Genomic DNA, 13,725 nt, shown 5'->3' on the forward strand with positions numbered 1-13,725 from the left:
ACAGCAGCGCTCCCGTTCTGCGCTCGGCTCTGTTATGATCTGATCATATTTACAGTATTTTCGGTCGTGCGCCCATGGAGCTGGATCAGATACCGCTAACCGGCCTGAAAGGGGTTGGCAGCAAACTGGCAGAAAAACTTGGCCATCTGCACCTGCAGACGGTGCAGGATCTGTTGTTTCATCTGCCCCATCGCTACGAAGATCGCACCCTCAGCTCCCCGATTGCCGAGCTGCTGCCCGGCATGCAGTGCAATGTCGAAGGTTTCATCCAGGATTGTCAGATAGTCCCTGCCCGTCGCCGCATGATGGTTTGCCGGATCAGTGATGGCAACGGCACCCTGACCCTACGCTTCTTCAATTTCACCCAAGGCCAGAAAGCCGCTCTGGCCAGCGGCCGGCGCCTGCGTTGCTTTGGTGAAATCAAAGCCGGTCACTATGGCCTCGAGATCATCCACCCTGAATACAAGCTGCTGGATGAAGCCAGCCCGCTGGAGCTGGAGGAAAAACTCACTCCCGTCTACCCCACCACCGAGGGGTTACGCCAGCAGACATTGCGCAATCTGACCGATCAGGCACTGGCTCTGCTCGCCGCCTATGGCGTGCGGGAGTTACTGCCACCGGGGCTCTATCCACAGCAGATTGGCCTGGGTGCCGCCCTGCAACTGCTGCATCGGCCGCCGCCGGAACTGGCGCTGTCGATGCTGGAGTTCGGTCAGCATCCGGCCCAGCAGCGGCTGATCATCGAGGAGTTGCTAGCTCATAATCTCTCGGTGCTCGAGGTCCGTCAGCGCAGTAAGTTACATCCGGCCTGTGCCCTGCCACCTCATCCGCACCTAGTCGAACAGCTACTGGCGAGCCTGCCCTTTGCGCCGACGCGCGCACAATCCCGTGTCGTGGCCGAAATCAGTGCGGATCTGGCCCGCCCTCATCCCATGATGCGCCTGGTACAGGGCGATGTTGGCTCCGGTAAGACGCTGGTGGCGGCGCTGGCCGCACTCCAGGCCATTGGCCATGGTGGCCAGGTAGCCCTGATGGCGCCGACCGAGCTACTGGCGGAACAACATGCCCTGAATTTTGCACGCTGGCTCGAGCCGCTAGGTATCGGTGTCGGCTGGTTGGCGGGCAAACAGAAAGGCAAGGCCCGGGAGCAGCAGATGGCCGCCATCGCCGAAGGTCGGGTACAGATGGTGGTGGGAACCCACGCCATGTTTCAGGAGCAGGTGCGCTTTCACCATCTGGTACTGGCCATCATCGATGAACAACACAGATTCGGGGTTCATCAGCGACTGGCGTTGCGGGAAAAAGGTGCCCAGGCCGGGCTCTATCCTCACCAACTGATCATGACCGCCACCCCGATCCCGCGCACCCTGGCCATGACGGCCTACGCCGATCTGGATACCTCGGTCATCGATGAACTGCCACCAGGGCGCACGCCAATCACCACGGTCGCCTTGCCGGACACCCGACGGGCCGAGGTGATGGACCGGGTCCGCCAGGCCTGTGCCGAAGGTCGCCAGGCTTACTGGGTCTGCACCCTGATCGAAGAGTCGGAGCAGCTCGAATGCCAGGCTGCCGAAAATACCGCACTGGAGCTGCAACAACAGCTCAGTGGACTCCACATCGGTCTGGTACATGGCCGGATGCGGCCGCTGGAAAAACAGAAGGTGATGGACGACTTCAAATCAGGCCGCTTGCATCTGTTGGTGGCGACCACCGTTATCGAAGTGGGCGTCGATGTACCCAACGCCAGTCTGATGATCATCGAGAACCCCGAGCGTCTGGGATTGGCACAACTGCATCAGCTCCGTGGTCGGGTCGGCCGGGGTGCCGTGGCATCCCACTGCGTCTTGCTCTATCACGCCCCCCTGTCAAAAACCGCGCAGCAGCGTCTGGCTGTGCTGCGGGACAGCAACGATGGCTTTGTCATCGCCCAAAAAGATCTGGAGCTCCGGGGCCCGGGGGAATTGTTGGGTACCCGGCAAACCGGCCTCGCGGACCTAAAAATTGCCGATCTGGTCCGGGATCAGGAACATATACCACGGGTTCAGGTGCTGGCCCGGGAACTGTATCTGCATCATCCAACCGCCGTGGCCCCCTTGATCCGGCGTTGGCTAACGGCAGGGGAGCACTACGCTCAGGCTTGAAGCCTCCGATCGGGGGCTTCGCATCATGAGCACAAACGCCTATGATTGGGCTTAACTCTCATTGGGCTTCACTATCAACCCCATACGGTCTGACCATGCGCCTTGCGATTCGAATTTTTCTATACGGTATTCTGAGTCTGGTCATCGCCCTCTGGCTGGCCTTTGGCCTCTTCAAACCTGAATATCTCAAAGCGCCGCTTGCCGCCTGGGTGCAGCAGCAGACCGGCTTGCCTCTGACCATTGGTCGTCTGGAGTTCAACCCGTTTTATCCCAATGTGTTGCTGGCGGAGCAGATCAAGCTCGGCGATGTCATGAGCGCCGAAAAGCTTTATATCGAAGTGGACTCAGGGTCCTGGCTCGAGCGCCGCATCCAGCTCGCACATCTGGATGTGATAGCGCCGCGTATCGAGCTTAAACCCGACCAACCGTTACCCTCCCTCCCCTTCCAGAGCCTGACGATCCAGGATCTGAATGTCGATCGCCTGACGCTGCTGACTCCGGATCTGAAGCTGGGGGGAGCCAGCTTCCATCTGGCCGACTGGCAATTATTGGCGGGCGGTAACTGGCAGCCCCTCGCCCGGGCCGAATTCAGTGGCGAAGCCAATCTGTTGGAGTGGCAAGGACTCCACCTAGCGAAGATCAGTGCCGACGGCGGGATAACGGCGGGGAAAATAACCCTCAAGGAAGGCAAGGCCCGGCTGCTCGATGGCCAAATCCAGGGCTCGCTGACATGGGACTCGCTCAACGGGGCATTGCTCATCGAAGATCTGACACTCACTCGCCTGCGCTTGACCGATGTCGCCCTTCCCGCAACCGCCCTGCAGCAGGTTACCCTCAAACAAGGACAGCTCAATCATCTGGTGTGGCGCCGGAGCGACGACGACATCACTGTGAATGATATCAATCTCGCGCTGCACGACTGGCAGTGGCAAGCAGGCCAACCCTGGCGTGGTGCACTGAGCGGCACCATTGGCGAAATCGCCTCTGGCTCAGCCTCCATCACCGAGCTCAGCGGTAAGCTCACGCTGCAAGCCGATAGCTGGCAAGGCGAGCTTCAGGGGCAACTGCTGGAGGGTATACTCAGTGCCACCGGACATTACCAACCATCAAAGCGCCATTTGACACTGGATGAAGTGCAACTCGCCCAGTGGCAGGCAGAGCTGCCCGCAGACTGGCGCAACATGCTACCGGCCTGGCCGCTGGATCGACTCACTATCCGGCGCCTGGATGCTCACCAACTCGCGCTGATTTCCTTTGATGATAACCTGCCCCTGTCCCTCAAGGGGGGCGAGTTTTTTGTCACCGATCTGGACTATGACCTAGCCCACGGCCTGCAACCGGCCAGTGACAAGTTGCGCTGGGAAACCAGCTGGGGCGAGTTGGTGTATGGCGGTCTGGTCAGCCGGAGGGGCGAAGCCCAAGGGGAAATTACCGCCGCCAGCTACCGTCTGCGCGAACTGTCACTGCCGCTGGAGCAAAGCCTGCTCAAGGCTGAAGGTGAGTGGCAGCGTGGTGACCAAGCTGCACACTGGCTAACCCTGCAAGCCAAACAGCTGGATCTGGACAAACTCAATACCCTGCTGCAACCCCGTCATGAACTGGCAGGCAATATCGACCTCAGCCTGGATCTGCAGAGCAAGGGGCGCAGCATTGCCGAATCATGGTCGCAATTAGCCGGCGATATCCAGTTGAGTGGCAAGGATCTGTTTTTGGACGGAATTCGCCTCGACGGCTATCTGGATGAGGTGCTGCGCCAGACTCCCAAGCCCAGTCGATTGAGCGAGCTGTATAGCCAGTTACCGAGTGGCGGAACCGGCATCAATCAACTCATGCTGCAGGCACAAGCCAAGCAAGGCGTGCTGGACCTGCAAGGGACTATGGCCACCATTACTCACTTGCTGGGGCTAAGGGGCACGTTGGATCTGAACCAGCAACAGTGGCATGCCGAGTTGGGACTACTGAACCAGCGTCATTGCGCCGAGCTGACCAGTACAGTACGCGGACCCAGCTTGGACCCATCCTTCATCGTTCAACTACCATCCCGTTGCCAGCCATGGCCGTCGTCATCGGTTCCCTATCCGCCTCAGGGACGCCGAGGTAGCTTGCGAGGTGAATAGCGATGATCCTCACACCTCCAACCAAAAAGTGACTGGTCCGTCGTTGAGCAATGAAACCTGCATATCGGCGGCAAACCGGCCACTGGCGGTCGGGATCCCTGCCGCCTGACTCTGCGCGATAAAGTAATCGTACAGCCGTTCGGCCAACTCAGGCGCGCCGCCATTGGAGAAGCTGGGTCTGAGTCCTTTATCGGTTTCCGCCGCCAGGGTGAATTGGGACACCACTAACAGGCTACCTCCGGCTTGCTGCACATTAAGATTCATTTTGCCCGCGTCGTCGGAGAACACTCGGTAGTGACTCACCTTGTGCAGCAACTTGTCGGCCTTGGCTTCGTTGTCGTCACCTTGTACACCCAACAATACCAGTAATCCCGGGCCTATCTCACCGACTGTTTCTCCACTCACGGCAACGCTGGCGTGGGATACCCGCTGGATCAGCGCAATCATCTGTTTCTCCTGGATAGGTAGCCTGAACACAAAGGGCCCGAAACGGGCCCGATGGGAGCATGGCAGGTCTGTGCTTAGGGTCGTGGTGATGCCGTTGACTGGCGAACCACCAATTCAGGCAACAATAGAGCCTGAGGCTCATGGGCCTCGCCGGCGATCAGTTGTTGCGCCAAATGCAGGGCGCGCTCGCCCAATTGCTCCAGTGGCTGGGCCACCGTGGTCAGAGCCGGATCGGAGTAGACCGCCAGTTCGTTATTATCGAACCCGACGATCGAGAGTTGCTCCGGAACCTGCATACCAATGTGTTGGGCATGGTGCAGGGCACCGATCGCCATATGATCGTTGAAACAAAACAGCGCGGTGATTTCTGGATGCTGCTGTAATAAGGTTGCCGCGGCCTGCCGACCAGATTCGGCGCTGAAATCCCCGGCCTGAATCAACGGCTCGACCAATCCTTGAGCCTTGAACCAGTCCCGGCAAGCCGACAACCGCAGTTCGCACTCACTGTTTTCCTCCGGGCCGGAAATCAGACCAATTTGCCGATGCCCCAAGGCATACAAATGATCCAGCGCCAAGCGGACGCCATAGCGATTATCCACCGCCAAAGAACGCTCGCGGTGGAGTGCCGAAATGCAATTAAGCAACACGGCATTCGGCTGCATAGCCAGAAAACGCTGCAATCCCTCATCATCCATAAACGGTACGCTGGCAATGATGGCATCACATTGACGGCTAGCGAGACGCAAGGCCGCATCCATCACATCGTTGCTATCGTGGTTGCCACAATTGATCAGCGTAAAGACATTACGGCGCCGGGCTTCGGCTTCGATGCTATCGATAATCCGCGCGTAATAACCGCCTGAAATATTGTTAACCAGGATGCCGATGACTCCGGAGCGACTGGTCGCCAAGCTCCGGGCATTCAGGTTGGGAATGAAGTTTAACTCGACCATCACCTCTTTGACGCGAGCCTGAGTTTTCGGCGCCACTTTATCCGGTTCATTCAACACACGAGAAACAGTGGCGACTGACACCCCGGCGAGCCGGGCTACATCACGAATGGTATTCAAGGCCGTTACTCTCTACTTTTTTATGTATGGGCACGCCAGCCAATATAGCACAGCGCTCGAGGCAATCCGGAAACACCCGACATCGTTTGCGCAGACCCGTAGTCGCTTAATCCCAAATCGGGGTGCGTCGAGTCCGGTAATCGCCCATGCTGGCGGTAAATTCGGCACCCAGCAGCACCAGCCACCAGCTCAGATAGACCCAGACAAATAGGATCGGGATTACCGCCAAGGCACCATAGATGGTCTGGTAGGACGTAAAGTGGGTGATATACAAGGCAAACACCTTCTTGGCCCCCTCCAGTAATAAGGCCGATACGGCCGCGCCCACCAGCGCATCTCGCCAACGGATCTTGACGTTCGGCACCAGCACAAACAACAACATCAGACTGAAAAAAGAGAGCACAAATGGCAGTAGCCCCAGCATCAGACTGGCTGCACTACTCAGCAGTTGCATGTGGTGGAATACCCGCAGCGAGACCACATGTGAGGTAGCCAGAATACTGGCTCCGGCCAACAGCGGCCCGAGCGTCAGTATCATCCAGTAGACGGCAAAGGTGGTCATCTTCGGCCGCTGGCCGCGACTGCGCCAGATATGGTTCAGGTTCTGATCGATGGCCGAAATCAGCAGTAGAGCCACCAGTACCAGGGCCACCACACCAATCGAGGTCATCTTCGAGGCATTGGCCACGAAACGAGAGAAGTGGTGATGAATGACATCGCTGGCCGCCGGCACAAAGTTGGCAAATACAAACTCTTCAACCTGCAAGCGCACCGAGGCAAAAATAGGAAAGAAAGAAAAAATAGAGAAGACCACAGTCACCAGGGGCACCAGAGACAGCAAGGTCACATAGGCCAGATGTCCCGCGAGTACCGAGAGTCGGTCTTCCTGGATTCGTCGCCAGCACAGCAGGGAAAATGCCGATAGATGATGCCAGATATTCATCCGTCGAAAACAGTTCAATACCTCCACCCCAGACTCCATTCCCTAAGTGATTGTCATGGCAGCATGCCAGTTTAGCACTTGATAAACCAGATAAAAAAACCCCGCACCAGGCGGGGTTTCGTGTTCAATCACAGGTAAGAATTAATCTTCTTTACCGGCGCTACGGTTGTAACGCTTACGATCCATTTCAGTCAGCAACTTCTTACGGATGCGGACGCTCAGCGGGGTCACTTCCACCAACTCGTCATCATCGATGAACTCCAGCGCCTGCTCCAGGGTCTTCTTGATAGGCGTGGTTAGCACGATCGCTTCGTCAGTACCGGAAGCGCGCATGTTGGTCAGCTGCTTACCCTTCAGACAGTTTACGGTCAGGTCGTTGGAGCGGCTGTGAATGCCGATCACCTGACCCTCGTACACTTCGGTGGCATGTTCAATGAACAGACGACCACGTTCCTGCAGGTTGAACAGCGCAAAGCCCAATGCCTTACCGGTAGCGTTGGAGATCAACACACCGTTCTGACGTTGGCCAATAGAGCCGCCCTTGTGCTCACCGTAGCACTCGAACGAGTGATACAGCAGACCGGTACCTGAAGTCAGTGTCATGAACTCGGTCTGGAAACCGATGAGGCCTCGAGCCGGGATCAGATAATCCAGACGGACACGTCCCTTGCCATCCGGCACCATGTTACGCAGATCAGCCTTACGCTCACCCAGCTTCTCCATGACCGAGCCCTGGTGCTGGTCTTCGATGTCGACTGTCAGAGTCTCCATCGGTTCCATCTTCACACCATTCTCTTCACGCATGATGACTTCAGGGCGGGATACCGCCAGCTCGAAGCCTTCGCGACGCATGTTTTCGATCAGGATCCCCAGGTGCAGTTCGCCACGGCCAGAAACGCGGAATTTATCCGGATCATCGGTGTTATCGACACGCAGCGCCACGTTATGGACCAGTTCGCTTTGCAAACGTTCCAGAATATTCCGTGAGGTCACATACTTGCCTTCTTTACCGGCGAACGGTGAAGTGTTCACCTGGAAGGTCATGGTTACCGTCGGCTCATCGACGGACAGCGGAGGCAGTGCCTCAACCGCAGCGTTGGAACAGATGGTGTCAGAAATCTTCAGTTCGCCCAGACCGGTAATCGCAATGATATCACCGGCTTGCGCCTCGGCGATTTCGGTACGTTGCAGCCCCAGATAGCCCATGACCTGACCGATTTTACCGGTACGAGTCTTACCATCGGCACCGATAACGGTGACCTGCATGTTGGACTTCGCCTTGCCGCGCGTGAGACGGCCGATGCCGATAACACCCACGTAAGAGGAGTAGTCCAATTGGGAAATTTGCATCTGGAACTCACCATCCGGATCAGCCTTCGGCGGCTCGACGAAATCGACGATGGCCTGGAACAGCGGATCCATGTTCTCGGACGGGTTCGCCAAGTCCATGGTGGCATAGCCTTGCAACGCTGAGGCATACACGATCGGGAAATCGAGCTGCTCGTCGGTGGCACCGAGATTATCGAACAGGTCGAACACCTGCTCCACAACCCAGTCCGGGCGCGCACCTGGACGGTCAACCTTGTTGACCACCACGATGGGGCGCAGGCCTTGGGCAAATGCTTTTTGGGTTACAAAGCGAGTTTGTGGCATGGGGCCATCAACCGCATCAACCAGCAGCAATACGCAATCGACCATCGACATAACACGTTCGACTTCACCACCGAAGTCGGCGTGGCCGGGGGTATCTACGATATTAATACGGTAGTCGTTCCAACGAATGGCGGTATTTTTAGCGAGGATGGTGATGCCGCGCTCCCGTTCCAAATCGTTGGAATCCATGATCCGTTCCTGACCTTCACTGGTACGGTCCAGGGTGCCGGATTGCTGTAACAGCTTATCTACCAGTGTGGTCTTGCCATGGTCAACGTGCGCAATAATGGCAATATTGCGGAGCTTCTCTAACATCCTCGCCTCTAAAACAAGTGGGGAAAAATTGGTCGGTCATTTTACTCGCCAGCGTGTGATCTTCCTAGCATATTCCGCGTAAATTTAATGAAGCCTGATGGCGAAGATCACAGTATTATTCCCCATGTAATCGCAAAGGTGCAGATTTTGCACCAAAACGATGCACCATTTTGATCCAGCGCCGCACCAAATGCGCGCATCACTCCATCTATGGTGCACTCAAAGTGCTATTACTGATTGTTACTTAAGGGATTTTATTTATTGGCATAGTTTTGGCTTATCTGTAATAACAGGTTTCTGCCGCTAGTTTCAGTTATCCACGACACCGGAGGTTATTTAGCATGTCAGCAGCAAATGTTCTGGCTCTGATCAAAGAACAAGAAGTGAAGTTTGTCGATCTGCGCTTCACCGATACCAAGGGCAAAGAACAACACGTTTCCGTGCCTCATCATCAAATCGACGAAGGTTTCTTCGAAGACGGCAAGATGTTCGATGGTTCTTCCATCGCTGGTTGGAAGGGTATCAACGAGTCAGACATGGTGCTGATGCCGGATGCCTCTACTGCCCTGCTGGATCCGTTCACTGAAGAAACCACTCTGATCATCCGTTGTGACATCCTGGAACCAGCCACCATGCAAGGCTACGATCGCGATCCGCGCTCCATCGCCAAGCGTGCCGAAGGTTTCCTGAAGTCCAGCGGCATCGCCGACACCGTTCTGTTCGGACCGGAGCCGGAATTCTTCATTTTTGACGATGTTCGTTTTGGTAACACCATGGGTGGCTCATTCTTCAAGGTTGATGCCGAAGAAGCTGCTTGGAACTCTGCTACCGAATACGAAGGTGGTAACAAGGGTCACCGTCCTGGCGTGAAGGGTGGTTATTTCCCAGTTGCTCCTGTCGATTCTTCACAAGACCTGCGTTCCGCCATGTGTCTGGTGCTGGAAGAGATGGGTCAAGTAGTTGAAGCTCACCACCACGAAGTGGCGACTGCAGGTCAAAACGAGATCGCAACTCGCTTCAACACCATGACCAAGAAGGCCGACGAAGTTCAGGTTCAGAAGTACGTTATTCATAACGTCGCTCACGCCTACGGCAAGACTGTAACCTTCATGCCGAAGCCGATGTTTGGTGATAACGGTTCAGGCATGCACTGCCACCAGTCTCTGGCCAAAGACGGGGTTAACCTGTTCGCCGGTGATCTGTACGGCGGTCTGTCTGAAACTGCCCTGTTCTACATCGGCGGTATCATCAAGCACGCCAAGGCTATCAACGCCTTTGCCAACCCGACCACCAACTCTTACAAGCGTCTGGTCCCTGGCTACGAAGCTCCGGTCATGCTGGCTTACTCAGCCCGTAACCGTTCTGCTTCTATCCGTATCCCGGTGGTACCGAGCCCGAAAGCTCGTCGTATCGAAGTTCGCTTCCCGGATCCGGCTGCCAACCCGTACCTGGCGTTTGCTGCTCAGTTGATGGCCGGCCTGGACGGTATCATCAACAAGATCCATCCGGGCGAAGCCATGGACAAGAACCTGTACGATCTGCCGCCAGAAGAAGAGGCGTTGATCCCGACTGTTTCTGGTTCACTGGAAGAGGCTCTGACCTCTCTGGATGCTGACCGTGAGTTCCTGACCCGTGGTGGCGTGTTCACCGATGACTTCATCGATTCCTATCTGGAACTGAAGCAAGTCGACGTGGATCGTGTTCGCATGACCCCGCACCCAGTTGAGTACGAACTGTACTACTCTGTCTAAGTCACAGAGTGTTGAAAAACCCGCCTCACGGCGGGTTTTTTTTTCGTCATTGGTTAATATGGCTGCAATTGACTATTTCCTACAGGAGATCCTCCGATGCGCTTGTTCTGGTTTTGTCTGCTGTTGTTCACTCTGCCTCTCTATTCGGCGCAAACGGTCCATCGCTGGGTTGATGAACAAGGCAATGTTCACTTCTCCGATCAACCCTCGGGGCAGCACCAGTCCGAGCTCATCGAGGTGGTTCCACCCACAGCAAGCAGCACCCCGGTTCCCGAGACTCAGCAGCCCGAAGTGGTCGCTAGTGCCGAAGCGGCCAATGCCCAGCGACCCACGGGTCCACTGTTGCTCATTGAGTCTCCATCCAATGGCGAGATAGTGCGGGAAAATAGCGGCCTGGTCATCGTCAAAGCCTCATTGGCTCCCCTCCCGACAGGCTCGTTCACCATGCGTGTGATTCTGGATGGTCAACAGAAAGGGAGTGCCAATAATACCCTGGTGGTCGAGCTGGAAAATGTCGAGCGGGGCATGCATCAACTAGAACTGCAGGTCTTTGATGAAAGCGGCAAGCTCCTTGCATCATCAAGTAAGACAACGTTCTATCTGCTTCGTGTTTCGGTGCTGTCTCGACCAAACAACCAGCCAACACCGAAAGTAAATGGTGCATCCGGATAAAGATGCGCACCAATTCGGGTAGAACAAAGCACCACATTTGAGCAAGGCACCAATTTGGGGAGCTTGTAATTGAATACCCGCCCGGAGTTACCCGGCACGTTACTGGATAATCTGCTGACCGCCGTTATTTTGGTGGATAGCAACCTAGTCGTGCAGTACGTCAATCCGGCAGCCGAGCAGCTGCTGGGCGTCAGTGCGCGTCGGCTACTGCAAAATCGTTTCGACCACGTCGTCGAATATATTTCTCTCGATCTGGATCGCCTGCGTGATGCCCAGCGCCAAGGACAAGGCTTCACCGACAGTGAGGTAACGCTGGTCATTGATGGCGATCCTCGTCTGGTGGATATCAGTGTTGTCACCATTAGCGAACACCCACAGCAGCTGATTTTGATGGAGCTGCGAAAGATCGATCAGCAAAAACGAATCAGCCAGGAGTTACAGCAACATGCGCAACAACTGGCGGCGCGAGACCTGGTTCGCGGTCTGGCACACGAGATCAAAAACCCGCTAGGTGGTTTGCGAGGAGCCGCACAGTTACTGGAAAAGGCCCTCCCTGATGCTCATCTCAAAGAGTACACCGGCATCATCATCGCGCAGGCGGATCGGCTGCGGAATCTGGTCGATCGCTTATTGGGTCCTCAGCGTCCCGGACGCCATCAGGTACACAATGTGCATTCGGTTCTGGAGCAGGTGCGACGCTTGGTGGAGATGGAATTACCTCCCGGAATACGCATTGAGCGAGATTACGATCCCAGTATCCCAGACTTCGAGATGGAGCCGGATCAACTGCAGCAGGCATTCCTGAACATAGTCCGCAATGCCGTAGAAGCCATGGGTAGCGAAGGTCACATCCGCCTGAAAACTCGGACCGTGTTTCAAATCACCATCCACGGCAAACGCTATCGACTAGCCGCCGAAATAAAGATTATCGACAACGGCCCAGGGATCCCGGAACAGATCCGCGACACCCTGTTTTATCCGATGGTAACCGGCAAAGATGGCGGCACGGGCTTAGGCCTCTCCATTGCCCAGAATCTGATCGATCAACATAAGGGACGCATTGAATGCGTCAGCTGGCCCGGACATACCGAGTTCAGCATCTATTTACCGCTACGCAAGTAAGGGATACACATGGCTGCCAAAGTCTGGATTGTCGATGACGACAGCTCTATTCGTTGGGTTCTGGAACGAGCCCTCAGCACCGAAGGATTCGAATGCCGCACCTTTGAAGATGGTGAGAGCCTGCTTGCCACTCTGGATCTGGATTTCCCAGAAGTCATCCTCTCCGACATCCGGATGCCGGGGATCGATGGGCTATCGTTACTCCAGCTGATTCAGGAAAAACAGCCGGATGTGCCGGTCATCATCATGACCGCCCATTCGGACCTGGATAGTGCGGTGAACGCCTATCAAAGTGGTGCCTTCGAATATCTACCCAAACCGTTTGATATTGATGAGGCAGTCGCTCTGGTCCGCCGGGCCGAAAGCCATCTGCGTGAACAACGCAGCAAACGCCGCAATAAGCTGCAGGCGATCACCAATGCTCCGGAAATTATCGGTGAAGCACCTGCGATGCAGGAAGTTTTCCGCGCCATCGGCCGCCTCTCCCGCTCCTCGATTTCGGTACTAATTAATGGTCAATCTGGCACAGGTAAAGAGCTGGTTGCACACGCGCTGCACAAGCACAGCCCCCGCGCCGCCAAGCCATTTATCGCCTTGAATATGGCCGCCATTCCGAAGGAACTGATCGAGTCGGAACTGTTCGGCCACGAAAAAGGGGCCTTCACCGGCGCCAATAACGTGCGTCATGGCCGTTTTGAGCAGGCTAACGGCGGTACTCTGTTCCTCGATGAAATTGGTGACATGCCACTGGATGTGCAGACTCGGCTATTGCGAGTACTGGCCGATGGGCAATTCTATCGAGTCGGTGGTCACCAGCCGGTCCAAGTCGATGTCCGCATCATAGCGGCCACCCACCAGGATCTGGAAAAGCGGGTCGCGGACGGTGATTTCCGCGAAGATTTATTCCATCGCCTGAACGTCATTCGCGTGCATATTCCGGCATTGCGGGAGCGTCGGGAGGATATCCCCCGGTTGGCGCATCACTTCCTGGTGCGAGCGGCCAAAGAATTGAATGTCGAGGCCAAACTGCTACACCCGGATACCGAGGCCTACATCAGTCGCTTACCCTGGCCCGGGAACGTGCGCCAACTGGAGAACGTCTGTCGCTGGTTGACCGTCATGGCCTCCAGCCAGGAGGTTCTGGTTTCCGATCTGCCGCCTGAGTTGCTCAATCCCAGCGAAGAACGTCCCGTCACCCGGGAGCAAATCTCGCAACGCTGGCAGGATCAACTCCAGCAGTGGGTGGCGCAGAAGCTGGCACGGGGCGAGGTGGATATTCTGGGCGAAGCCATGCCGGAATTTGAGCGCATCATGCTCAATACCGCCCTGCAACATACCCATGGCCATAAACAGGAAGCGGCGCGGCTACTCGGCTGGGGCCGCAATACCCTGACGCGAAAACTCAAAGAGCTGGATATGTAAACCGCTATCGGGGCCACCTGGCCCCGTTGTTTTATCTGAAAAACGCTTGCATTCAACTCCTCTCGACAC

The 13,725-nt window shown here is 56.1% G+C and carries 10 protein-coding genes; 6 read left to right on the forward strand and 4 right to left on the reverse strand.

Annotated features, from left to right (window positions below; genetic code table 11):
* Positions 1-74: 74 nt before the first annotated feature.
* Both recG and ACYVG7_RS02165 read left to right on the forward strand, forming a co-directional pair.
* Positions 75-2,144 carry an ATP-dependent DNA helicase RecG gene (gene recG / locus ACYVG7_RS02160; protein ID WP_460881604.1) on the forward strand — a complete coding sequence of 690 codons (2,070 nt, stop codon included), beginning with the start codon at positions 75-77 and terminating at the stop codon, positions 2,142-2,144.
* 95 nt (positions 2,145-2,239) lie between these two features.
* Positions 2,240-4,261 carry an AsmA family protein gene (locus ACYVG7_RS02165; RefSeq protein WP_460881605.1) on the forward strand — a complete coding sequence of 674 codons (2,022 nt, stop codon included), beginning with the start codon at positions 2,240-2,242 and terminating at the stop codon, positions 4,259-4,261.
* 9 nt (positions 4,262-4,270) lie between these two features.
* On the opposite strand, the gene dtd is transcribed toward ACYVG7_RS02165, so the two are convergent.
* From dtd to typA, 4 genes are all read right to left on the reverse strand, one after another.
* Positions 4,271-4,708 (reverse strand): D-aminoacyl-tRNA deacylase, encoded by a 438-nt coding sequence (dtd, locus tag ACYVG7_RS02170; RefSeq protein WP_460881606.1) that lies wholly within the window; start codon positions 4,706-4,708, stop codon positions 4,271-4,273.
* 74 nt (positions 4,709-4,782) lie between these two features.
* Positions 4,783-5,778 carry a LacI family DNA-binding transcriptional regulator gene (locus ACYVG7_RS02175; protein WP_460881607.1) on the reverse strand — a complete coding sequence of 332 codons (996 nt, stop codon included), beginning with the start codon at positions 5,776-5,778 and terminating at the stop codon, positions 4,783-4,785.
* A gap of 106 nt (positions 5,779-5,884) precedes the next feature.
* Complete coding sequence (locus ACYVG7_RS02180) at positions 5,885-6,748, reverse strand: virulence factor BrkB family protein (RefSeq protein ID WP_460881608.1); 864 nt, start codon at positions 6,746-6,748, stop codon at positions 5,885-5,887.
* Positions 6,749-6,862: 114 nt separating this feature from the next.
* Positions 6,863-8,689 carry a translational GTPase TypA gene (typA, locus tag ACYVG7_RS02185; RefSeq protein ID WP_460881609.1) on the reverse strand — a complete coding sequence of 609 codons (1,827 nt, stop codon included), beginning with the start codon at positions 8,687-8,689 and terminating at the stop codon, positions 6,863-6,865.
* 341 nt (positions 8,690-9,030) lie between these two features.
* On the opposite strand from typA, the gene glnA reads away from it, so the two are divergent.
* The 4 genes from glnA (at position 9,031) to glnG (ending at position 13,656) form a co-directional block, all read left to right on the forward strand.
* On the forward strand, positions 9,031-10,440 hold the full coding sequence (gene glnA, locus ACYVG7_RS02190) for a glutamate--ammonia ligase (RefSeq protein ID WP_460881610.1): 1,410 nt from the start codon (positions 9,031-9,033) through the stop codon (positions 10,438-10,440).
* Between the two features lie 96 nt (positions 10,441-10,536).
* A complete protein-coding gene (locus ACYVG7_RS02195; RefSeq protein ID WP_460881611.1) occupies positions 10,537-11,112 on the forward strand; it encodes a DUF4124 domain-containing protein in 576 nt (191 codons plus the stop codon).
* Positions 11,113-11,181: 69 nt separating this feature from the next.
* Positions 11,182-12,234 (forward strand): nitrogen regulation protein NR(II), encoded by a 1,053-nt coding sequence (gene glnL, locus ACYVG7_RS02200; RefSeq protein ID WP_460881612.1) that lies wholly within the window; start codon positions 11,182-11,184, stop codon positions 12,232-12,234.
* Positions 12,235-12,243: 9 nt separating this feature from the next.
* The gene (gene glnG, locus ACYVG7_RS02205) at positions 12,244-13,656 is read left to right on the forward strand and encodes a nitrogen regulation protein NR(I) (protein ID WP_460881613.1); all 1,413 of its coding nucleotides are present in this window, start codon (positions 12,244-12,246) and stop codon (positions 13,654-13,656) included.
* Positions 13,657-13,725: the final 69 nt, after the last annotated feature.

The organism is Pseudaeromonas pectinilytica, assembly GCF_054780855.1.

Bases quoted from the DNA above. Each gene is read 5' to 3' on its own strand.
- recG (WP_460881604.1), top strand. From the start codon at position 75: ATGGAGCTGGATCAGATACCGCTAACCGGCCTGAAAGGGGTTGGCAGC.
- ACYVG7_RS02165 (WP_460881605.1), top strand. From the start codon at position 2,240: ATGCGCCTTGCGATTCGAATTTTTCTATACGGTATTCTGAGTCTGGTC.
- dtd (WP_460881606.1), bottom strand. From the start codon at position 4,708: ATGATTGCGCTGATCCAGCGGGTATCCCACGCCAGCGTTGCCGTGAGT.
- typA (WP_460881609.1), bottom strand. From the start codon at position 8,689: ATGTTAGAGAAGCTCCGCAATATTGCCATTATTGCGCACGTTGACCAT.
- glnA (WP_460881610.1), top strand. From the start codon at position 9,031: ATGTCAGCAGCAAATGTTCTGGCTCTGATCAAAGAACAAGAAGTGAAG.
- ACYVG7_RS02195 (WP_460881611.1), top strand. From the start codon at position 10,537: ATGCGCTTGTTCTGGTTTTGTCTGCTGTTGTTCACTCTGCCTCTCTAT.
- glnG (WP_460881613.1), top strand. From the start codon at position 12,244: ATGGCTGCCAAAGTCTGGATTGTCGATGACGACAGCTCTATTCGTTGG.